This is a genomic window from Francisella uliginis (assembly GCF_001895265.1).
In the GTDB taxonomy this organism is placed as follows: Bacteria; Pseudomonadota; Gammaproteobacteria; order Francisellales; family Francisellaceae; genus Francisella; species Francisella uliginis.
On record NZ_CP016796.1, the window covers coordinates 270,478 to 294,370 of the forward strand.

Consider the following 23,893-nt stretch of genomic DNA (forward strand, 5'->3'; position numbering starts at 1 on the left):
ATTCTATTATGTTACAGGGTTTCCTAATAGCATATACAAAAGAGCTTTTTGCACAAATTTTCTATTTAAGCTTTGTTGGAAAATAACTGAGCATTTATCATCAGGGAGATCTTTGCTGACTTCTTTACCTCTTTCCATAGGCATACAGTGCATAAAGATGGCATTATCATTTGCATATGACATTAGTTCTTTATTTACCTGAAATCCTGCGAAAGCATCATCTTCCGTAGGTTCAAAGCCCATACTACACCAAACATCAGTATATACCGCGTCACATCCTTTGACAGCTTCTTTAGGATTGTCAAAACTTTTAACAATACTTAGATCTTGCAGTTGATCTAAAATCTTTTTGTTTGGTTTATGACTTTCTGGACATGAGTAGTGTACCTCTAAACCAGTAGTGTTAGCTAATAATAACAAGCTATATAAAATATTATTAGAATCACCTATATAAGCGATTTTTAGAGAATCTAAACTACCAAAAACTTCCTTTAGCGTTAAAATATCGGCTAATGTCTGGCAAGGATGATATAGGTCTGTCAGAGCATTTATAATTGGAACTTTAGAGTAAGAAACCATTTCTTCAACATCACTATCAGCAAAAGTTCTAATCACAACAGCAGAGCAATAGTTTTGTATCACTCTAATAAAATCTTTGGGCTGTTCATTTTTTCTCGAAGCTGAGACACTCTCAATTAGATTACCACCCATCTCGATAATAGCTGCAGAAAAACTAAAACGAGTTCTAAGAGATGGCTTGTCAAAAATCAGAGCAATTATTTTATCTTTTAAGGCATTATTATATTTTTGAGGATTAGATTTCATATCTTGGACTATTTGCATGATGTTTTCAAAATCTTCGGTTGTTATTTCTGCCCCAGAGAGTAGATGATTAAAAGATAAGTTTTTCATATTCCTCCTCCAAATACACAAGTTGTTCCTAGTTCTTTTGCATTAAATAATATTTTTTTTGTTAAAATTTTCTCTTCATTGCCATTTAGTATGCTGATGGTTTTTTTTGAACAATTTAAAAAGTTTTTTATTGAGTCAAGCTTGATACTCATTCCACCAATAGCTGTTTTATTTTCAATTAGTTTTGAAATATCTTTTACTGATAGGCTTTTGATTAGATTGCCATTATTATCAAGTACACCATTTTGATCTGTTATATAGATAAGTTCATCGACATCACAAATAATAGCTAGCTCAGATGCAACATTATCAGCATTAACATTTACTGACTCAAATTTATCAGTAAGACAAATGGTTGCAACTATAGGTATTAGGCCTTGCGGTAGCGTTTTAAAGATAGCTGTAGGATCAACATCTTTGACTAGACCAACATAGCCATATTTTTCTTTGTCAATTAGGCTACAAGTTAGTAAATTGCTATCTTCACCAGAGATGCTAATACCATCTAAGTTAATACTACTAAACATTTGTGAAAGTTTTTTATTAACTCTATACAGAGCCATTTGAACTATCTCCATATGTTCTTTTGGAGTAACTCTTAAACCATCTAAAAATTTTGTCTGAAGATTATGTTTTTCGAGACATTTGGTTATAAATTTTCCGCCACCGTGGACAATGATTATTTCTGCCCCAGCTTCTTTTAAGTTTTTTATATCAATACATAGGTTTTTCATAACTTTTTCATCTTCAAGTACTGAACCACCTAGTTTTATTAGGATTCTTTTATTTGCTAATTCTTTCATGATAAATACTCCGCATTTATATTTACATATTGCTGAGTTAGGTCACAGCCCCATGCTATTGCTTGCTCGTTTCCTTGAGAAAATGTGACATCAATAATTACAGTATCTTCTTTCATGGCATTTTTAAGATTTGTTAAATCATCTGAAACAGGTAGGCCATTAGTGAAGATTTTTTGTCCTTGCATAAATATTTGGCAACTTTCTAGAGTTTGCTCATCTATATCAACTTCACCAATTTTTGCTAAAACTCTTCCCCAGTTGGGAGATTCGCCATATATCGCTGTTTTGACTAAAGAGCTAGAGATTATTTTTTTTGCCAGCTCCTTAGAAAGTGCTACATTGTTTAGACCAGTAACTTTTGCTTCGATAAGTTTGGTTGCACCTTCGCCATCACGAGCAATGCTTTTAGCTAAAATTACAGCTATTTCATGTAATGCTTCTTTAAATATATTTACGTCTTCATCAGAAGAAACTTTTACATCACTTGCACCATTTGCTAGCATAAATACACAATCATTTGTAGACATATCACCATCTACTGAAATCATATTGAAACTGTTATCACTAGATTCTTTAAGGATTTCTTGAGCTAGCTGAATATCTATATCAGCATCTGTTAGAAAATATCCAAGCATTGTAGCCATATTTGGATTGATCATTCCAGAACCTTTACAAATCCCAGTAATAGTGATTTCTCCTGTGGATAGCTGTATTTTCTTATAGACTGATTTAGGTAGTAGGTCTGTAGTTAGTATTGAGATCGCAAATTTATCAGCAATATTCGATACGCTATTTACTAGTTTTGGTATCGCAGACGTTATTTTATCAATAGACATTTGCTGACCAATAACACCTGTTGAAGCGATTAAGACTTGCTCTGATGAGCAGCTTAGTTCTGTTGCCAAACTATCAACTACTTGTTGATTGTGTTTTTCGCCTATTTCTCCAGTAGCAGCATTAGCTTGACCACTATTTGTAATGATCGCTTTGATATTGTCTGCAGGTAATAAATTCATACAATATTTAATTGGAGCAGCTTTGTATTTATTTCTTGTAAAAACTCCCACAGCTTTGCAGTTGTCTTCTGAGATTATAACTCCTAGATCTGGACGATAGAGCCTAACACCACAATTTACACCGCCTGCTAAAAATCCTTTTGGTAATTTTGTTCTAAATAAGCTCTCCATATCTATCTCCTTTTTTTATAATCCTGTGGTTATAGGAAGCCCGTAATAATTGTTTAAGTTTTCAATCGCTTGAGTAACAGCACCTTTAAATAAGTTATCGATAAAAGAAAAAATTATGATTTTATTATTTTTAATCGAAAATCCTAAATGAGTGTTAGGTGTGCCAACGACACTTTTAATTGATAATAATGATGATACTTCTGTATTATCTGTTTCTGCTGCTATATCAATAAATTTAAATAAGGGGTAGTCAGCATACTCTTTGTTATAAGCATTACTGACTAAATCTCTAAGTTCTTTTTTTGATAGATTATCTACTAAATTAAGATCTGCATAAATGCTCATAGAAATACCTGAGTGAATAGGTAACATACTTGTGTTGAAATAAAATTCATCTTCTTTAATATCAAATTTTGCTAAAGCTTTTAGAATCTCAGGGATATGTTGATGTTTGCCAATTTTATATGGAAAAAAGTTGTTAAGCATCTCTGAGAACATTAGGTCTTGTCTAGGTTTTTTCCCTGCTCCAGAAACTCCTGATTTGGCATCTATAATTATATTGCTAGACTTTATTAGATTATATTTTAGTAATGGTAATAGTGATAGTAATGCACATGTTGCATAGCATCCAGGATTTGCTATTACAGTATCATTTTCATCAAAGTTGGCATATGGAGAAAGTCCATATTTAGCACCATGCTCAAGTCCTTGAATAGAGTGAGATAAGTTATACCATGATCTTAAAGATTCTTTATCTAATCTAAGAGCTCCACTTAGGTCAATAACTTTAACTTTAATATTCTTTGTTTGTAATTTTTCTAAGACATTAATAGAAATATCAGCTGGTGTTGCAAGAAGTAGGAAATCAACAGCAAAATTTTCTGTGTTTATGCTATCTAAGGTAAATGTATATGCTTTGTCTTCTTGTGGTGATATTCCTAAGCTTCCAGCAAGTTCGAAGTTAGGGTGTTTATCTATTAGTTTTTTAAGAAGTTGACCAGTGTAGCCATTTACACCAGCTATACATATTTTCCAAGTCATTGTTCTGTCTTATAAATTTGCGTTTGATAATTAACTTAACATCAAAAAAATAAAAAGTGAATAATTATTTACTAAAAAAGAATAAATATTTATAATTAGGTTAATTTATTATTTTTTTATTCAACTTTGATGGATTGGTATTTAAATGGGAGATAAGCAATGCAGACAACAATTGATATAACAAAGCAATATGGTGCAAATATTATATTACCTGCACCTATAACAATAGTTAAAGGAGATAATGCTTATGTATATGATGATTTAGGTAAAAAATATATCGATATGGCAACAGGGATTTCATCAGTTAATTTTGGCCATAATAATCCCAAGATTATTGAAGAATTATTTAAACAAGCAAATAAAATTGCAGTTGTCCCAAGACTCTTTCATAATCAACCGTTGGCAAATTTATTTAAAAAAGCTTGTGAATTAACGAATATGGATAAGGCTATAGTTATGAATAGTGGTGCTGAAGCTATAGAAACTGCAATAAAAGTAGCTAGAAAATGGGGATATGTTAAAAAACAAATTCCAGATGGGTTAGCAGAGATAATAACTTTTGATAATAGTTTTCATGGTAGAACAATAACTGCAATAGGCACATCATCGAATCCTGCGTATAAAGATAAGTTTGGTCCTATGCCACAAGGTTTTATTTCAATACCTTTTAATGATTTAGATGCTCTTGAAAAAGCTATTACAAAAAATACAGCAGCAATAATTATTGAACCTATCCAAGGTGAGGGCGGAGTTGTTATTCCAGATGAGGGGTATTTATATAAATGTCAGGAAATTTGTAAAAAGAACAATGTATTGTTTATTCTAGATGAGATACAAACAGGTATGGGGCGCACTGGCAAAAACTTTGCTAAAGAACATTATGATTTAGATCCTGATGGTATGACATTAGGGAAATCTTTAGGAGGAGGTGTTTTACCAATATCATTATTTCTCGGCAAAGAAAATCTTATGGAAGTATTGCATCCTGGTGATCATGGTAGTACTTTTGGAGGAAATCCATTAGCCTCGGCTATAGCATATAAGACTCTTGGTATTTTGGATGAAGAAGCTTTAGCAAAGAGAGCCGAGACTCTAGGAAGTCTACTTATGGATAAGTTAAAAAAGATAAACTCTAAATATATCCAAGAAATAAGAGCAAAAGGTTTATTTATCGCTTTGCAAATATATCCACAATATTTTGAGAGTTTTTACCAAGAGCTTTTAAGTTTAGGAGTGTTGTCTGTGAAAACTAGAAATAATACTATTCGACTTTTGCCTCCATTGACTATAGAAGAAGAAACTATTTTAGAAGTAATACAGGTAATAAAAGATTTAAGACTGAGAGAATAGGAACTTTTGTATATTAACTTTTAATTTACTAATATTTTTTATCGTTGAAGGAGCAACAAAAACAGTATCATCTCCTGCAACTATACCAATTATTCCAAAACTATTTTTATTATAATCTAAAGTTCTTGCTACTAACTGTGCTGCCCCTGGTGCTGTATCTATAACAACTACAGCCTCATTGGCATTAACATTAATAACTAAAGATGAAATATTATCAGTCATTATTGGTGGAGCTGGCTCGTTAGGTATTTTATAAACTAGAGTGTTTTTCTCATTTTTGATTTTAATAGCACCCAGTTTTTTGAGCATTCGGTTAACTTTAGATTGACTAGCGCTATAGCCTAAGTGTTCTAAAGTGTCACATATTTCATTCTGTGAAGAGAATTCTTTGCTAAGAATGAGTTGTCTTAAATCGTTATAAATATCTGACTTGTCCATAATATTTTCCTTAAATAGATAAATTTCTATCTAATGTATTCTTATACTTATCATTATTTCTAAATAGTTTTACTAAAAAACATCAAATTCTAATAATTATTAAAAAAATCAAAAGGTATTATAAACTTTTCAGGCAGATATACATATAGATTTAATAAAAAGATGAATTATTTATTAAGTTTTTCTTTGATAGTTATATAAGCATCACGAAAAGATAGCCCTTGCTGAACAAGTTTGTAGACTTCTTCGGTAGCATATAGATCGGAAGTCATTGCTTGACTTAACTCATTACTATGAACTTTTAGATTTTTTATAGTTGAGTCGAATAATAAAGTGGTATCTTCTATTAGTTCTATAGCTTGACAGAAAGGAGCTTTTGTCAGTTGATAATCGCGGTTATAACCACTAGGCACACCATCAATTATGGAAGTGATCTGTTGAAGATAACCTTGATATAGTTTTGCATTACCTCTCATAATCTCAAACAAGTCATAATTACGCTTTTGTGGCATAATAGATGAGCCTGTAGTATATGAATTATCTAAACTAAAATAGTTAAACTCAGACATTGTAAAAAGCATCATATCATTAGCAAATCTTGAGTAAATACTCATAGGGTTTGATAAAGTTTGTAAAATTAGTTTTTCAAAATATCCTCGAGAAAAAGCGCAATATATAGGATTTTCTTGAGTTCTACTAAACTTTAGTAGCTCAGTTGTGTAATCTTTATCATGTTTGAAATTATCAATACCAAATCCAGATGCTGATCCTAGAGGGTTTTGATTGATAACTTTGCTTGTAGTAGATATTAAAAGTAGAGCATCAGCTAATGCATCAGCAAAAGATCCTAACCATACAGCAACTGTAGTGGGCATGGCCTTTTGCATATGTGTATAGCCAGGCATAGGAGTATTTGTATACTTACTAGCTTTTGTACGTAAAGTATGGATATTTTCATGTATGGTTTCTTCTAGTTGCTGCAGTTTATCTTTCATAAAGAGACGTAGCATTACTAGAGATTGATCATTTCTACTTCTACCTGTATGTATTTTTTTACCAACATCACCATAGTTTTTACAAAGATATTGCTCAATTGCAGTATGACCATCTTCCTGATCTTGAGTTATTTCAAACTGACCTTTAGCTTCAAGCTCTTTTATCTCATTTAAACCTTTGGTTAGTAGTGAAAGTTCATCTTTACTAATGACATTCATTTTTAGTAACATTTTGGCATGAGCTAAGCTAGCTTGAATATCATATTTAAGTAATTTTTGATCAAGTATATAGTCTTGACCTACAGTATATTTTTCAACTATAGGTAGGAGTTTGTCAGTTTCTGTTTGCCAAAGTTTTTTACTCATATATTTATTTCTTATTTTTGATTATTGAATAGGCTGTACGCTGAGCTAGACTATGTAATTCTATAAATCCAGCTGAAGCATTATGGTTAAATAAATCTCCACCAGCTTCAAAAGTCGCTAGTTCAGGTTTAAGCATAGAGAACGGTGATTCTACAGCTACTACCTCTATATTACCTTTATATAAAGATACAGTCACTTTTCCTGTTACTTTTTTATTTTGCTCTTCGATAAATGCAAGGATGTTATTCATAACAGGGTTGTACCATTCAGCAGCATAAGCAAGGTAAGCCCATTTATTATCCATAAATGTTTTTAGCTCATTTTCTTGACGTGTAGAAACAAGTTGTTCTAGCTTTTTGTGAGCGGCTATTATAATACTAGCACCTGGATTTTCATAGATACCTCTAACTTTTAGACCAATCAATCTATCTTCAATAAGGTTAAATACTCCAACACCATGCTCGCCACCTATTTTATTGCATTGCATTATTAGCTTAGCTAAAGGCATTGATTCATCATCTAGTTTTACAGGTATACCCTCGACAAACTCTAAGGTAATATTTTGTGGCTTATCAAGAGCGTTTTCAGGAGTTTTGCACCATTGTAAGATAGCTTCTTTTGGAGCTATAAGGTTAGAGTGTTCTATTTCACCACCTTCTGCAGTATTTCCCCACATATTTTCATCGTAAGAGTAGGGTTTGCTTTTCTGTTGCTTAACTGGGATGTCATGTTTCTCTGCATATTCTAGCTCTTGCTCTCTTCCCATTCCCCATTCTCTAACTGGGGCAATTGTTTTTATATTTTCATCTAATGTTGTTAGATAGCTTTCAAAACGAACTTGATCATTACCTTTGCCTGTACAACCATGAGCAACGACCTGACAATCATATTTTTTAGCTACCTCAATAGCTATCTCTGAGATAATAACTCTACCTAACGGTGTTGAAAGAGCATAGCCGCCTTGGTAATCAGCATTTGCTTTGATAGCTTTGCTTATAACCTCATCTGCAAAACAAGCTTTGGCATCATATACTACGGCATCTATAGCTCCTAAATCGATAGCTTTTTGCTTTATTTGCTCTAGGTTATCAGCTACCTGGCCAATATCTATAGTTAAAGCAACAACTTCAACATCATATTCTTCTTGAATCCATTTAAGCATTACAGATGTATCTAAGCCACCAGAATAAAGTAAAAGGCAACGCTTGAAGTTTCCCTTTTTTGCTTCATGGCTTGCAACTTTTTGATATTTTTCAGACATATGTCACCTTTTCTTATTTTGAATTTTTATTCATTTTATCAGAAAAAAATGCAGTAACAAATACTTATTACGAATATTTATTTGAAGGTGTTGTTTCTTGGTTATAATTGTTTTTGTTTTTAATGTATGTGATTTTTAATCTGAATTAGTTAAATAATTATTCATCATTTTGTTTTGAAAAGATGGAAATATCTATAGAGTTTTAAAATATATCGTAATAGTTAAGGGTTAGTTATAGCCAATATAGACGGCGATAATTATCATAATAGAACTAAGAGCCATAAGATATAAGTAGAATTTAAAGATAAATTTTAACCATAATCCATAAGGTATTCTTGCAGCTCCTAATACAGCCATTAAAGTTGCAGATGTTGGCATTAAACAGTGTGTCCAACCATCTCCAAGCTGGAATGCTAAAACAGCAATTTGTCTACTTAATCCAGTTAAGTCAGCTAAAGGTGACATAATTGGCATTGTTAGAGCTGCTTGTCCAGATCCGGATGTTACAAAAAAGTTAAATATTGATTGGAAAAAGAACATTCCTAGTGCCGAGACATATTGATTAGTGCCAGATATGCTTGCCGAAGCATAGTGAAGAATAGAGTTTAACATAGTGTAATGTTCGGGATTTGAGCCGCCCATTAGATAAATTAAACCATAAGCAAAACCAATAATTATACAAACTGGTAGTAAAGCTTTTGCACCATCTTTAAATGCATCTAGAGCAATATTTAGTGTCATGCCGTTTACTTTGCCAATTATGGCAAAAAATCCAGCTGCAAATCCTAATATCGTGAAGAGAGTAGCAATTTCTGGTAAGTAATAGCCTAGTTCAACAACACCATAAACTAGCCATACTATTGTTACTACTAAGCTTGTTAATATTAACCAAGAGTAAATACACATTTTTTGTGTTTGTTCTAGAGAATGCTCATCCGAATTTCTATACAAGTTATCATGCTCATACATTAGTGAATCATGAGGATCCTTTTGTACTTTTAGAGCATGTATTACAGCAAAAATAGTTATTGATAATGTGAATATAAACCACATAATTATTCTAAATAAGCTCCCAGATAATATTGGAACTTGGGCAATTCCTTGAGCGATACTTACAGAAAAAGGGTTCATCCAGGATGTTGCAAAGCCTACTTGAGTAGCTAAATATATCACAACCGTACAGGTTAGAGCATCAAATCCTATAAGTACAAATATTGGTACTAGTAACATTATAAAAGGTATGGTTTCTTCACCCATACCAAACACTGCCCCACCTAATGAAAAAATAAAGCATAAGGTTGGTAGTAGGACGATTTTATTATTTTGGAATCTATTTACCACACGTAATATAGATTGGTCAATTACTTTAGTTCTAAGTAATATGCCAAATGAACCGCCAATTATTAGTAAGAAGGCTATTATGGCAACAGCTCCGCCATCCTTAGAACCTGATGTTATACCTTCATAAACAAAATTAGTAAAACCTCTTTGATCAGAATCTCCTTTTGCAAATATTTTTACAGGGTTAGCTTCAGGTGAGCCTTGAGAGTTTAATTTGAATTTAAAACTATCTGCAATAAGTACATTTCTTGAATGTGTTTGCCCATCAGAAGTATATTGAACCTTTTTTACATCGAATTTACCTACGGGAATAAAGTAGCTAGCGATAGCAACAAGTACAGCGATACAAAATAAGATTACTAATGTATCAGGCATTTGAATTTTTTTGATATTTTTCATGTGTAAAAGAAATTATTAACTTTCTATTTAGAGTATCAGTATTTATAAATAAATTGGATATTAATTAACAATTAAATCTTTAAGTTTTTGCATCAAAATTAATATAAAAAAAATATGGAGATATGTATTTTGATAATATTTTATTATTCGTTGGTGTGGTGAAAAACTAGAATGTCAATAAGTTTTTGTAACAGAATTATCTTTATTAAAATAATATTAAGCATAGCTAAGAAGGCTATAATTAAATAACGTATATTTTACTGTATATATTAATGAATGCTTTGTGAATTATTAAAAATATATTATATTTTTCACTGTTTTTATTCTTATCTTTATTTATGTAATACTGAGGTCACAGGAGTTAAGCCTGAGTTGTTAGAACAATTAGATAAGGAGAATATCAATGAAACTTAAAAAAATAACAATCTTAACGGGATTGGCTTTGTTAGCTACGTCACAAGCCTATTCGCATGGATGGGTTACAGCACCAGCTAGTCGAGTTGATTTGTGTGATAGGGGTATAAACAAGGGTTGTGGAAATAGAGCAATTTATGAACCACAATCAATGGAGTATGGAGATGGTAGATTTCAAAATGGCAAAATGGATGGCGAAATCGGTGGGTCTGGAGTTAGTGGTTATGAACTAATGAATGAACAGAGTTCAAGTAGGTGGGCAAAAGTTGTAGTTAGATCTGGCCCAACAAAATTTACATGGAAGTTCACGGCCCCTCACTTCACTACCGATCTATCATCTTTTCGATTTTATATAACAAAACAAAACTGGAATCCTAATGAGCCTTTAAAGAGGGATGAATTTGAGACACAACCTCTAAACTGTTACAATCCAGAACCTTATTTTGCAGGCAAGTCACAACCAAATAATCCTCAGTCACTTACTTGTGATTTACCTGATAGATCTGGTTATCAAGTTATTTTTGCTGAGTGGGATGTTGGGGATACAAGTGCAAGTTTTGGTAATGTAATAGATGTTGATTTTACTAATGAACATCCAGCTGGAACAGTTATCTTACCTGACGGAGATGCTGATAACGGAGGTGGTACTGATAACGGAGGTGGTACTGATAACGGAGGCAGCACTGGTGGGCCTCAAGAGTATGATCCAAATAGCAGCTATCCAGATCCAGGCACAGAAGTTATTTATGAAGGTAAAATTTATGCTAATAAATGGTGGGTACAACCTGGGGTGGTCCCAGGAGCTACTCAATGGGGGCCATGGGAATATATTAGAGATCATGAACCAACAAACCCATCAGATAAATTCCCAGTTGAAATGAACACTTTTACAATTAACGAGGAAAATGTTCGCGAAGGAGATAGAGTAATTTTACAAGTCTCTAAAGATGGGGTGATGAAAGAGTATGAACTTGTAACAGTTCCTAGAGGCATGACTAGAAATCAGTTAATTAAACAAATGACTGATAAAATTAATCAAATAAGCTCTCAAGAACTTAATGATAGCATTATTGCTGGAGTCAAAAATAATAATGGTGAGGTTGTGCCGAATGATGAGATGGTAAGCATTTATCAAGTATCAGCTAAGCCATATAGTGATATAAGCTTCCAATATTATCAAGGAAATAATCATGTTAAAAATGAACTTCATCTGATGGATTTCAAAGATCAATATGATTTAGATTTAAATGGAACGGTTAATATCACTGCTAAGATTATGTCTCATGCTTCTGATAAAGCAAATATTTTCGTAACATTGCAAGATAGCAATGGTAAAGCAGTATATGATAAGAGAGATATACAATTATCTCCTATGGAAACTTATAGCTTATCGTTAACTGTAAACAACTTACAGCCTGGTGAATATGATCTTATAGTTGGTAGTATTCTTCAAGGGGCGCCAACTTGGCAAAAAGATATGAAAATTAAGCTTGTTGATCCAAACCAAGATGGAGATGAAGCTACAGGAAACTGGGTCTCTAACAAGGTTTACACTAAAGGTGATAGAGTCGATGTTAATGGAGTAACATACGAAGCTCAATGGTGGACTAAAGGAAGTAACCCTACACAATCAGGAAAATGGGGTGTATGGAGAGTGGTTAATGGTCAAGATCAGGGTAGTGATGATTCAAGCCAAAATGGAGATAATCCTACAGTTTTAGGAGTTTGGGATTCTAATACTGTCTATACTAAAGGAGACCAAGTAACTTATAAGGGTCAAGCATATATTGCTAAATGGTGGACTCGAGGTAATAAGCCATCTAAAAGCAGAGCTTGGGAAAAGTATAATAAATTCTAACTTAGCTTATCCTAAGTGATAAGTTAAATATCTGAATAATATAAATCTAAATCTCATACAAATCTTAAATAATCTCTATTCGAAGTAAAAGTGCTGCAAATTAAATGTTTGATAGTTTTACTAGGTTAAAATAAATGAAAATTAAATGTCGTTGATTTAATGTCTTGAATTTGGATTTTTATAAAACACAGATACTGAAGATATTTGTATTTTAGTTACCGTAGATTTTTCTTTTTGTTTTAGGTATAGAAGAATCACTTGGTATTGATAATAAATCTGTAAAGTTAAACAAGTTAGTAGGTTTTGAAAAGTATAGTGAAAGTATGTGCAACCTTGTTTAAAGATGTTAATTCAATGGTTTGATTAATATCAATGTATCTATATAAGTCAAAAAAATACAATAAGTCTCTTTACTCAAAAGGCTTTTATTGTGGTTACTGTTAATTATTAATAATAGAGATAACTAACGATAATTTTAGCAACTAGAACTAGTTGTTGTTTATTTGAGCACTTTAGTTTTTTACAGAGTGTCATTATTGTTGTCTCTACGGAGCGACTAGACTTATTTAGTTGAAGAGCAATCTCTTTAGCAGTATTTCCAGTAGCTATTAATTTTAAATATGATAAGTTTAGAGGAGTTAACTTATAAGTACTTAAAATTTCAGTCTCTATTTCTCCAAAAGAATCTTTATAGAAAGTAGCATTAAGTTCTTTTACTTCAAAAGTTTTTTCTAGAAAAATTGATTGGTACATTAAAGAGATAACAGAATCAAGCCTTTTTCTAAGAGCAATTTTTGACTTGGTATCTAAACTGTTATAAAAATCTCTACCAATTTCAAATGAGAAGTAGTCATATATATTTTGAAAGTGTTTGCAATTATATATTGACAATAAATGCTTATTTTCTATTGCATAAGTATCATTAGGATTTAAAGTATAATAGTCTATCACGCCTTCAGAATCAGAAGTGTATGATACAGTTACCTTGTCATATTGCCATAAACCACTATGACTGTAATTTAATGAGGCATTAACGTTAATATTACTTGTAACTGTTTGAAATTTATTATCATCAATGATTCTAATCCATGATAAGTTTGTAACTTGATCTAGCTTTAACAACGACAAGAAAGCTATAAGTTTTTCTCTATAAGCTATAGAGTCACTAATAACTAAGTTTACATCATCTTTAGTAAGTCTATATAAAGAATTAAATCCTATTTCGCATGACTTCTTTTTAAAACTCATTCAATTAATTTTAACTAGGTTATATATTGATAATAACTTTTTTTGCTTAAAATATAAATACTTCCAAAAGAATCTAATACAAGTAGCAAGTTATCACTGGAGTAAAATTCTTCATATGTATTTAAAAAAATCATTACAAAAAGTTGCTAATTCTAAGAGGGGAAAGGGAATGTTTAAAGTTCTGGTTTTTGGAGAGGTTATTAGAATTTATAAATAATAGACTAAGAAAAAATCCTGGATTTAAAAATTCTCTTTAGTTGAAACCTAGAAATATTTCCATACAAAAAAAATATCATTGTATAGATATTGATAAGTTTTACTTATGTTTACGATGATAAAAAAATATAAATTCAAGCTTTTTTTGCAAAAAAAGTGATTATTAAATCTAGATTAATTTTTCCTTGAAAAAGTTTTTTTATGATTCTTTAACTTTTATTAAAAATTAGAAAAATGTCTCATCAAGCCACCTAAGATAGTAATATTTTGCCATATTTTTATTTATTAAATTATTGATGTAGCATGAGGATGTAGGTATTTGAAATTAGAGTTTTTGAGATAAATTATAGATAAGGAGCTTATCATGAAACTGAAGAAAATAACGATCTTAACAGGGTTAGCTTTGTTAGCTACTTCACAGGCATATTCACATGCTTATGTTCAAACACCAAAAGGGCGTCCTCTTTTATGCAATGAGAGGGTAAACCAAGGATGTGGAAATATATCTCTTTATGAACCTCAGTCATTTGAGGTTGCCGATGGTAGTTTTGAAAATGGTTCTATGGGGGATCAAGTTGGTGGTGCAGGTCTTAGTGCATCACTATCTGAGCAGACATCAAGTAGATGGGCTAAAACAGTTGTTAAATCAGGCCCTACAACTTTTAGATGGCATTTCACAGCACAGCATTGGACAGTGTCACCAGCATCATTTAGATTTTGGATAACAAAACCTGACTGGAATCCAAATATGCCATTAAGCAGAAGTGATTTTGAGGCACAGCCGCTTAACTGCTACAATCCGATACCTAACTTTGCAAATAGCATGCCAGGTGACTCAAATAGTAAGTTTACAGTTACATGTGATTTACCTGATAGATCAGGATATCAAGTTATTGCTGCAGAGTGGAATGTTGGTGATACTGCAGCTAGTTTTCTTAATGTTATAGATGTTGATTTTACAAGCGATCATCCAGTTGGAACAGTCATATTGCCAAGTGGTGATACTGACAACGGAGGCGGTACTGACAACGGAGGCGGTACTGACAACGGAGGTGGTACTGACAACGGAGGTGGTACTGATAACGGAGGTAGTACTGATAACGGAGGTAGTACTGATAACGGAGGTAGCGCTGATGGGCTTCAAGAGTATGATCCAAATAGCAGCTATCCAGATCCTGGTACAGAAGTTATTTATGAAGGTAAAGTTTATGCAAATAAATGGTGGGTAAATCCTGGACAAACTCCAGGAGCCACTCAATGGGGGCCATGGGAATATATTAGAGATCATGAACAAACAAATCCATCAGATAAATTCCCTGTTGAAATGAACACTTTCACAATTAACGAAGAAAATGTTCGCGAGGGAGATAGAGTAATTTTACAAGTCTCTAAAGATGGAGTGATGAAAGAGTATGATCTTGTAACAGTTCCTAGAGGCATGACTAGAAATCAGTTAATTAAACAAATGACTGATAAAATTAATCAAATCAGCTCTCAAGAACTTAATGGTAGCATTATTGCTGGAGTCAAAAACAATAATGGTGAGGTTGTACCAAATGATGAGCTGGTAAGCATTTATCAAGTTTCGGCTAAGCCATATAGTGATACGAGTTTCCAATATTATCAAGGAAATAATCATCTTAAAAATGAACTTCATTTAATGGACTTTAAAGATCAATATGATTTAAATTTAAATGGTGCTGTTAATATAACTGCTAAGATTATGTCTCATGCTTCTGATAAAACAAATGTTTTCGTAACATTGCAAGATAGTAATGGTAAAGCAGTCTATGATAAGAGAGATATACAATTATCTCCTATGGAAACTTATAGCTTATCGTTAACAGTAAACAACTTACAGCTTGGTGAATATGATCTTATAGTTGGTAGTGTTCTTCAAGGGGCACCAACTTGGCAAAAAGATATGAAAATTAAGCTTGTTGATCCAAACCAAGATGGAGATGAAGCTACAGGAAACTGGGTCTCTAATAAGGTTTACACTAAAGGTGATAGAGTGGAAGTTAATGGAGTAATATACGAAGCTCAGTGGTGGACTAAAGGGAAAAATCCTACACAATCAGGAAAATGGGGTGTATGGAGAGTAGTTGATGGCCAAGTAAATGATCAAAACCAAGGTGGAGAAGCTTGGGAAAGTAGTAAAGCCTATACAGGTGGTCAAACAGTAACTTACCAAGGGCAGGAATATAAAGCTAAGTGGTGGACACGAGGTGATATTCCATCAAAAGGCTCTCCTTGGGAAAAAGTATAATAAATCCTAACTTAGCTTATCCTAAGTGATAAGTTAAGTATCTGAATAATATAAGTCTAAACCTTATACAAATCTTAAATAATCTCTGTTCAGAATAAAAGCACTGTAAATCAAAGGCTGTTGATTAATGTCTTGAACCTTAGTTTTTTGTAAAATACAGATATTGAAGATATTCGTATTTTAGTTATCATGGTTTTCTTTTTAGGTTTAGAGGAGTCGCTTGGTATTATACACCTGAGATATGATCAAGCAAGGCAGAGCCGCTTGTGACTGTATAATGATGTTTAAGCTTTTACTAATTAAAGTTAATTGTATAATTTAAGTGATAGAGCTATTTTTAAATAGCAACGTTTTAGGAAAAATGTTATTATAATGTTCCATGATTTTTTATATTTTCATGTGTTCTAATGAATTCAAATACTAAAATTATTTTTGTTACAGGTGGGGTTGTATCTTCGCTTGGTAAAGGTGTTACAGCAGCTTCTCTAGCAACTCTTTTAGAGAGTCGTGGTTTAAATGTTACAATGATGAAACTGGATCCATATATCAATGTTGATCCTGGTACTATGAGTCCTCTTCAACATGGTGAGGTCTTTGTTACTGAAGATGGTGCAGAGACAGACTTAGATCTTGGTCACTATGAGAGATTTATTCGTAATAAGATGACTCAAGCGAATAACTTCACAACAGGTAAGGTTTACCAAAGAGTTTTAAAGAGAGAACGTAAAGGCGATTATCTAGGCGCAACTATTCAGGTTATTCCACATATTACAGATGAAATAAAAAGGCGTGTTTGTATGGGGATAGCTGACGATGTAGATGTGGCTATAGTCGAGATAGGTGGTACAGTAGGAGATATTGAGTCACAACCATTCTTAGAAGCAATTAGACAGCTAAGAATTGAGTTAGGTAGAAATAGAACCTTGTTTGTTCATTTGACTCTTTTACCATATATAAGAGTAGCAGGCGAGTTAAAGACAAAACCAACACAACATTCTGTTAAAGAGCTACGAGGTATTGGTATCCAGGCAGATGTTTTGGTTTGTAGGTGTGAACAAATATTTGATGAAAGTGAAAAGCGTAAAATAGCTCTTTTTACAAATGTTGATCAAGACTGTATCTTTACTGCTGAAGATGTTGAAACTATTTATGAAGTACCACTTAAATATAATCAACAAAGATTTGATGCTAAATTGGTAGAACTTTTAAATTTAAATACTAATGAGGCTGACTTGTCAGAGTGGCAAGGAGTGGTTGATACCATTAGAAATATTAAAGGCCAAGTTACGATTGCGATGGTTGGTAAATATGTATCTTTGACTGAAGCATATAAATCCTTAAATGAAGCTTTGTATAATGCAGGCTACAAAAAGGGCGTAAAAGTAAAGATTAAGTTTGTTGATTCTGAGAATATTACAGATGATAACGTTTCATCATATTTTGACGATGTAAATGCGATATTAGTTCCAGGTGGATTTGGTAGTAGAGGTGCAGAAGGAAAAATAACTTCAATCAAATATGCTAGAGAGAATAATATTCCATTTTTGGGTATTTGTTTAGGTATGCAGCTAGCAGTTGTTGAATATGCAAGGAACATGCTTGGATTGAAAGATGCTCACTCAAGTGAACTAGATCCTATTACAACAAATCCTGTTATAGGTTTAATAACAGAGTGGCAAGCTGAAGATGGAACTATTCATCAAAGAAATCATAATTCAGACCTAGGCGGTACAATGCGTTTAGGTGGTTATAAGTGTGTTCTAAAGCCAGGGTCTCGTGCTAGAGAAATATATGAGTCTGATGAGATTATTGAAAGACATCGTCATAGATATGAAGTAAATAAGAACTATGTTGAAAAGCTTGAGCAAGCTGGTTTAATCTTTTCTGGAAGATCTGAAGATAATAATTTAATGGAACTTGTGGAAATACCAAATCATAAATGGTTTATAGCATGTCAAGCTCATCCAGAATTTACTTCTACACCTAGATATGGTCATAAATTATTCGAGTCATATATACAGGCAGCTATCGAAAATTCTAATAATTAGCTACGAGTTTTGATATTTCATGAATAAAAGTGCTATAATTTGATTTAATAAACTATTGGAGAATACTAAATGAGTAAACAAAAAACTTTATCTATAATTAAACCAGATGCTGTTGCGAAAAATGTAATAGGAGAAATTTACAGTCGTTTTGAAAAAGCAGGCTTAAAAATAGTAGCATCTAAGATGAAACAATTATCTAAAGCAGAAGCGGAAGGCTTTTATGCTGTACATAAAGATAGACCTTTTTTTAGTGCATTAGTTGAGTTTATGATTTCAGGCCCAGTAATGATTCAAGTTTTAGAAGGAGAAAATGCGATAGCTAAAAATCGTGAACTAATGGGAGCAACAAACCCTAAAGAAGCAGATGCTGGTACAATTAGAGCTGATTTTGCAGATAGTATCGATGCTAATGCTGTTCATGGTTCTGATGCAGAAGATACAGCAGCTCAAGAAATTAGATATTTCTTTAGTGATATAGAGATTTTTAGCTAAGAATCACATCTGGTCTTAAAATTTAGGAGGAGATAAGAGAATGAGTTGGTTAACAAGAGTAATAAGTAGAAGTCTAGGGACAAATGCTCAAAAAAAAGATATGCCTTCAGGGATATGGAGCCAGTGTCCAAGTTGTCAAGTGACATTATATTCAGAAGAGTTACAAAATAATAAGTCGGTTTGTCCTCATTGTAACTATCACTATAGAATATCAGCAAGACATAGATTAAATATTTTCTTTGACAGAGATAGCACGACTGAGCATTTTGCTGATATAGCTCCGGTTGATATGCTTAAGTTTAAAGATACAAAAACTTATAAAGACAGATTAGCTCAGGCGCAAAAGAAAACAGAAGAGCAAGATGCATTAGTTGTTATGGATGGAACTGTAAAAGGTTTTCCTGTAGTTGCTGCAGCGTTTAACTTTATGTTTTTAGGTGGCTCTATGGGTTCAGTAGTTGGTGAGAAGTTTGCTAGAGGTGTTAAACTTGCTATGGAGAAAAAGGTGCCATTTATTTGCTTTACAGCAAGTGGTGGAGCTAGAATGCAAGAGTCCTTATTTTCACTTATGCAAATGTCAAAAACAAGTGCAGCGCTACAAAAGCTAGCAGAAGCTAAGTTACCATATTTAGTTGTTCTAACAGATCCTACTACAGGTGGGGTTTCAGCTTCTTTAGCGATGTTAGGTGATGTTCATCTTGCTGAGCCGAAAGCTTTAATTGGTTTTGCAGGGCCTAGAGTTATTGAGCAGACTGTTAGAGAGAAGCTGCCTGAAGGATTCCAAAGAAGTGAGTTCTTAGTAGAAAAAGGTATGGTTGATATGATTGTTGATCGTAGAAACTTAAGAAGTGAAGTTTCTAAATTAATAGATAAGTTAATGCCAAATCTTACGAAAATAAACCATTCTCAAGCCTTAGAACATAAAGCAGCAGAAGAACAAGCTTAATTTATCAAAAAAATGAGTGTCGAAGTAAAAATAGCTAAAATTATGGCTAATAACGATGCTCTTTCTTGTAGCTCTAGAGATTTATTATTTATACTAGATAGATTTAATTTCAAAAAAAAATTTAAGATTATAACTATTGCTGGTACTAATGGTAAAGGTACTACGGTAGCAATGTTAGAAGAATTATTAACCACTAATAATAAATCTGTCTTAAGTCATACATCTCCTCATATCTTTAAATTTAACGAGAGAATTTCTCTAAATAAAGAACCTATCTGTGATAGTGTTTTATTAGAATTACTAGAGCGATTAGAAGAGATAACATTCGATTACAAATTATCTTACTACCAAATAGCATTTTTATGCGCATGTATGTACTCTCAAAAAGTAGAAATAGATTACTTGCTCTTAGAAGTTGGTGTTGGTGGACGTCTTGATGCTGCTAATATAATGGATCCAGATATAACAGCTATAACAAATATTGATTTTGATCACTGTGAACTCTTAGGAGATACCTTAGATAAAATAGGTTTTGAGAAAGTTGCTATATCAAGAAAAGCTATTCCATTATTTTTAGGTTCAGAAATGCCTAATAGTGTCTATGAGTATGCAAAATCTGCTGAGGCTATAATTTATAATGATAAATATGAGTATAGTTCTAAAGAATGTTTTACACATAGCTATAATATTGCTATGGGAATAGCAAATTATCTTTTTAATAAGATACAGATTAGCTATATTCCAAAGCTAGATGATGTAAGAGCAAATGCAAGATTTAAATTGCTCAAAAATGATGATAGTAATAGAAGTTATGTTGTTGTTGATGTCGCGCATAACCCTGCTTCAGTAAGTCATTTATTCAAGTTACTTGAAGCAAAGTTTGCTTATAAGAAAATTAGATATGAAGCTATATTTGGAATTTTAGCGAACAAAGATGTCTCTGAGATTTTATCTATCGCTAAAAAGTATGTTCATAAATGGGAAGTTGTTGATCTTAAATACTTAGATCCACGAGCATTAGATATAGAAAAAATTAAGCAAAAATTTAGCCAACAAAATATTTTAAAAGTTGACTATAATAAAGATTTAAGTAGTGTTTATTTATCAAAAAAAGGTACTGTAACGGTCGTTTTTGGATCATTTGTTTTAGCTGGAGAATTTATAAAAGAATATGAAAAGCATAATAGTTAAAAGTGAAGAGCAAATGTTTGAATTTGCTGAAGAGTACGCTAAAAATTTGGTGCCTGGGTCCGTGGTGTTTTTATATGGAGATCTTGGTGCTGGTAAGACAACTTTTGTTAAAGGTGTTATCAAATCTTTAGGTTACAAAGGTAACGTTAAAAGTCCGACGTATACTTTAGTTGAAGATTATCAATTTAATGATTTTAATATTTATCATTTTGATTTATATAGATTAGCAGATCCAGAGGAGTTAGAGTGGATAGGAGCTAGAGATTATTTTAATGAAAAAAGTATATGTTTTATTGAATGGCCTGAAAAGGCAAAAGGTTTCTTACCAGAAAAAGTATCGAAAATATTTATAAAATATTTACCAAGTGGTAGGCTTATTGAATTTTGCTAAATAAACCGCGTAAAAGATGTGCTAAAAGCATAATATATTGATATTATAATAATTATATACTTTATGGGAAACGTTACTTCATATTACGGGAGAAAAAATGAAAGCCAAACTTATCGTTGCTTTTTTATCAGTAGTGTTTTTTAGCTCATCATATGCAACCTTAGAGCAGTGTTATAAAGATGGATCTGATAAAGATTATCAAAAAGTTTTAAAATCTTGCCAGCCATATGATAAAACTGATGCTAGGGCGACTGGACTACTAGCAGAAGCATATATTCAACTTGATGAAAATGATAAAGGTGCTTTAAGTGATGCTTTATGGGCGATTGATTTTTATAAGAAGAATGGTATCCCAGCACATGATAAAAAGTCATATTCTTATTTACTATACCTAGTAGGTGAGCTATATTATTTTGGCTCAAATGATATCAAGGTTGACCAGGAAAAGGGTCTTAAATATATAATTGGGGCAGCCAAATTAGGTTATGCAATTGCACAAAATCAGCTAGGTAACTTTTATGTAAGAGCTGGTAAGAACCCTTCACCAAATTTTGCAAAAGCATATAAATGGTATAAGCTTGCTATAGCTAACGGTAGTTTGGAAGCCCGTACTGCCTTTTTAATTAATAATGAACAAAGCTTTATTCAAAAGTACCCTTATTGTATATCTCAAGGTAAAACATTTATTGGAGATGCTTTCTTTATAGGTGAAGGAGATTTACCTAAAGATGTTAATGAGGCACTTAAGTGGTACAAAAAAGCTTATGAAATAGATCATATCTCTCCTGTTGAAGTAGGCTTAGCAAAAGCATATATAGTAAAAGGAAATAAAAGATCAGCGAAAAAATATGCGCAAGAAGCAATAGAGCAACCATATGCTCCTGCATTTGTTGTAGCTGCTGAGCTATCAGATAATAATGTAGATAAGTATGCTTATTTAAGTCAAGCTGTGCAGCTATTTAAAACTCCAGCACTTAATTTTTGGAATCAGTTTAATGCATATTGTCGTCCAAACCTATCTGATAGTGGCTTAAAAGCAGCTAAAAATGAATTGGCAAAAATTAAGTTATCTCAGGAAGAGCTAGAACAAGCAAATAAAAAGATAAAAGGCTTCCAAAATAGTTGGCAAAAAGCCCCAACTGAGAATTCATAAAAATAAGTAAGTCTTATTTGTAAAATGAAAAAATTCTTTTCCAATAGTTTAATAGTTTCTTTTTTTTTACTTTTATCAAAAATTTTAGGTTTTGTTAGAGATTTATTACTAGCAAGCTTTTTTGGTAGTAGTTCTGGATTACAAGCTTTTTTGATCGCTTTTAGATTCCCTGAGTTTATTCGTAAAGTTACCTCATCTGGGGCACTAACTCAGATAGTAAACCCTTATTTAAAAACAAAAATACGCTCTAGAGATAAAACATTTATTGTAACCGTATTATATTTTATAGCTATATTGATGTTAATAACTACGCTATTAGCAATCTTATTTAGTAATTTATGGACAGATATATATGCTTATGGTTTTGTTGATAAGAGTAACTCTCATCAGCTTGTCAGAGATATGTTTGTAGTTATGATACCTTATATACTGTTTAATAGTGTAATGGGGTTTATAGCTGCAATACTAAATAGTTATAGTCGCTATCTAATATCATCATTTTTACCAATAATTTTAAATATTGTAATGATAATAGGAATAGTTTTATCCCCAGGTTTCAATATACCTATATATTCTGTTGCTTATAGCGTTTTAGCAGCTGGAGCAATTCAACTATTGGTTGGAGTTAGCGCATTGTATAAGCTAACTGGAAATCTTAGACTTAATAAAAGAATTATGCTGTTAAAAGATATGAGGTCTATAATTTTTCTAAAAAAACTCCCTGTAGCCTTTTTTGGTACAGCTATATTACAGATAAATTCATTGATAGAGACCTTTTTTGCCTCTTTTTTGATATCAGGAAGCTTAGCTTGGTTATATTATGCTGATAGAGTAAATCAATTTTTATATGGGGTTTTTGGCACTGCAATAGCTGTTGTAATGATTCCATATTTAATAAGTTGCAAAACCAATAAAGATGAGTTTATCAAAACTTTAGCATGGATTATAAAACTTACACTATTAATAACAATTCCAGCTATTATTGGTTTATTTATATTAGCTAAGCCTATTGTTATTACATTATTTTATTATGGACATTTTAGTTTTAGTGATGTGGAGTTTACATATTTGGCAATGCTAGGATATTTGCTATCATTATTTTGTTTTGTAATTGTTAGAGTTGTTATATCTGCCTTATACGCTCAAAATAGAACTTCAATAGTTTTCTATATAAGCCTTGGGTGTTTATTACTAAGTATTGTATTAGATAGTATAGTTATATATTTTTTTGCTAATGATAAGTATGCTTTTATGTATTTGGCTTTTGTTAGCTCGGGTGTATCTTTAGTTAATTTATTTATTCAGCTTTTAGTTTTATCAGAGTTTAATTTTAAAAAACTTTGTAAGATTTATTTACCTTTTGCTGTTTTATTACGAATATTTTTAGCATCTTTATTTATGATTGTGATATTAAAACTATTTAATTTAAGTGATAGTTATTGGATTGCATTATCAATGTTTGATAGACTAAAAAATATGTGTTTAATAGTATTAGCTGGCTTTTTAGTTTACATAAGTGTGATTATTATTTTAGGGACGTTCAAGTCATTAAAAGTAACAGATTCCTAAAAATT

Annotated in this window: 19 protein-coding genes; 10 read left to right on the top strand and 9 right to left on the bottom strand. The window is 32.0% G+C overall.

Features of this window, described 5'->3' with window-relative positions; genetic code table 11:
• Nucleotides 1–6 precede the first annotated feature (6 nt).
• Genes argF through argC form a run of 4 tightly spaced genes read right to left on the bottom strand, consistent with a single transcriptional unit; the run spans nt 7 to nt 3,943 of the window.
• Nucleotides 7–912: an ornithine carbamoyltransferase gene (gene argF, locus F7310_RS01410; protein ID WP_072711292.1), complete on the bottom strand. Its 906-nt coding sequence runs from the start codon at nt 910–912 to the stop codon at nt 7–9.
• Nucleotides 909–1,715 (bottom strand): acetylglutamate kinase, encoded by an 807-nt coding sequence (gene argB, locus F7310_RS01415; RefSeq protein ID WP_072711293.1) that lies wholly within the window; start codon nt 1,713–1,715, stop codon nt 909–911. Before argB ends, argF begins: the two co-directional genes overlap by 4 nt.
• Nucleotides 1,712–2,902, bottom strand: a complete 1,191-nt coding sequence (gene argJ / locus F7310_RS01420) for a bifunctional glutamate N-acetyltransferase/amino-acid acetyltransferase ArgJ (RefSeq protein WP_072711294.1) — start codon at nt 2,900–2,902, stop codon at nt 1,712–1,714. The genes argB and argJ overlap by 4 nt, the downstream gene beginning before the upstream one ends.
• A gap of 15 nt (nt 2,903–2,917) precedes the next feature.
• On the bottom strand, nt 2,918–3,943 hold the full coding sequence (argC, locus tag F7310_RS01425) for an N-acetyl-gamma-glutamyl-phosphate reductase (RefSeq protein WP_072711295.1): 1,026 nt from the start codon (nt 3,941–3,943) through the stop codon (nt 2,918–2,920).
• A gap of 159 nt (nt 3,944–4,102) precedes the next feature.
• Here argC and rocD point away from each other — a divergent pair, with 159 nt between their 5' ends.
• Nucleotides 4,103–5,293, top strand: coding sequence for an ornithine--oxo-acid transaminase (rocD, locus tag F7310_RS01430; protein WP_072711296.1), 1,191 nt, complete (start codon nt 4,103–4,105; stop codon nt 5,291–5,293).
• Here rocD and F7310_RS01435 read toward each other — a convergent pair.
• The 4 genes from F7310_RS01435 to yfcC form a co-directional block, all read right to left on the bottom strand.
• Nucleotides 5,276–5,731, bottom strand: coding sequence for an arginine repressor (locus F7310_RS01435; RefSeq protein WP_072711297.1), 456 nt, complete (start codon nt 5,729–5,731; stop codon nt 5,276–5,278). The genes rocD and F7310_RS01435 overlap by 18 nt on opposite strands.
• Before the next feature lie 167 nt (nt 5,732–5,898).
• Entirely contained in the window at nt 5,899–7,092 is a 1,194-nt protein-coding gene (gene argH, locus F7310_RS01440) for an argininosuccinate lyase (protein ID WP_072711298.1), read from the bottom strand.
• A gap of 4 nt (nt 7,093–7,096) precedes the next feature.
• On the bottom strand, nt 7,097–8,353 hold the full coding sequence (locus F7310_RS01445; RefSeq protein WP_072711299.1) for an argininosuccinate synthase: 1,257 nt from the start codon (nt 8,351–8,353) through the stop codon (nt 7,097–7,099).
• Nucleotides 8,354–8,581: 228 nt separating this feature from the next.
• The gene (gene yfcC, locus F7310_RS01450) at nt 8,582–10,093 is read right to left on the bottom strand and encodes a putative basic amino acid antiporter YfcC (RefSeq protein ID WP_072711300.1); all 1,512 of its coding nucleotides are present in this window, start codon (nt 10,091–10,093) and stop codon (nt 8,582–8,584) included.
• A gap of 403 nt (nt 10,094–10,496) precedes the next feature.
• Here yfcC and F7310_RS01455 point away from each other — a divergent pair, with 403 nt between their 5' ends.
• The gene (locus F7310_RS01455) at nt 10,497–12,365 is read left to right on the top strand and encodes a lytic polysaccharide monooxygenase (protein ID WP_072711301.1); all 1,869 of its coding nucleotides are present in this window, start codon (nt 10,497–10,499) and stop codon (nt 12,363–12,365) included.
• 447 nt (nt 12,366–12,812) lie between these two features.
• Here F7310_RS01455 and F7310_RS01460 read toward each other — a convergent pair whose 3' ends face one another.
• Nucleotides 12,813–13,613 (bottom strand): helix-turn-helix domain-containing protein, encoded by an 801-nt coding sequence (locus tag F7310_RS01460; RefSeq protein WP_072711302.1) that lies wholly within the window; start codon nt 13,611–13,613, stop codon nt 12,813–12,815.
• Between the two features lie 580 nt (nt 13,614–14,193).
• On the opposite strand from F7310_RS01460, the gene F7310_RS01465 reads away from it, so the two are divergent.
• From F7310_RS01465 to murJ, 8 genes are all read left to right on the top strand, one after another.
• Nucleotides 14,194–16,098 carry a lytic polysaccharide monooxygenase gene (locus tag F7310_RS01465; protein ID WP_072711303.1) on the top strand — a complete coding sequence of 635 codons (1,905 nt, stop codon included), beginning with the start codon at nt 14,194–14,196 and terminating at the stop codon, nt 16,096–16,098.
• A gap of 407 nt (nt 16,099–16,505) precedes the next feature.
• Nucleotides 16,506–18,146 carry a CTP synthase gene (locus F7310_RS01470; protein ID WP_072711304.1) on the top strand — a complete coding sequence of 547 codons (1,641 nt, stop codon included), beginning with the start codon at nt 16,506–16,508 and terminating at the stop codon, nt 18,144–18,146.
• A 69-nt stretch (nt 18,147–18,215) separates the two neighbouring features.
• A complete protein-coding gene (gene ndk, locus F7310_RS01475) occupies nt 18,216–18,638 on the top strand; it encodes a nucleoside-diphosphate kinase (RefSeq protein WP_072711305.1) in 423 nt (140 codons plus the stop codon).
• Nucleotides 18,639–18,678: 40 nt separating this feature from the next.
• Nucleotides 18,679–19,584, top strand: coding sequence for an acetyl-CoA carboxylase, carboxyltransferase subunit beta (accD, locus tag F7310_RS01480; protein WP_072711306.1), 906 nt, complete (start codon nt 18,679–18,681; stop codon nt 19,582–19,584).
• Between the two features lie 12 nt (nt 19,585–19,596).
• On the top strand, nt 19,597–20,775 hold the full coding sequence (locus tag F7310_RS01485) for a bifunctional folylpolyglutamate synthase/dihydrofolate synthase (protein ID WP_072711307.1): 1,179 nt from the start codon (nt 19,597–19,599) through the stop codon (nt 20,773–20,775).
• Nucleotides 20,756–21,166: a tRNA (adenosine(37)-N6)-threonylcarbamoyltransferase complex ATPase subunit type 1 TsaE gene (gene tsaE, locus F7310_RS01490; RefSeq protein ID WP_072711308.1), complete on the top strand. Its 411-nt coding sequence runs from the start codon at nt 20,756–20,758 to the stop codon at nt 21,164–21,166. Before F7310_RS01485 ends, tsaE begins: the two co-directional genes overlap by 20 nt.
• A 97-nt stretch (nt 21,167–21,263) precedes the next feature.
• Nucleotides 21,264–22,319, top strand: coding sequence for a tetratricopeptide repeat protein (locus F7310_RS01495; RefSeq protein WP_072711309.1), 1,056 nt, complete (start codon nt 21,264–21,266; stop codon nt 22,317–22,319).
• Between the two features lie 24 nt (nt 22,320–22,343).
• Complete coding sequence (gene murJ / locus F7310_RS01500; RefSeq protein WP_072711310.1) at nt 22,344–23,888, top strand: murein biosynthesis integral membrane protein MurJ; 1,545 nt, start codon at nt 22,344–22,346, stop codon at nt 23,886–23,888.
• Nucleotides 23,889–23,893: the final 5 nt, after the last annotated feature.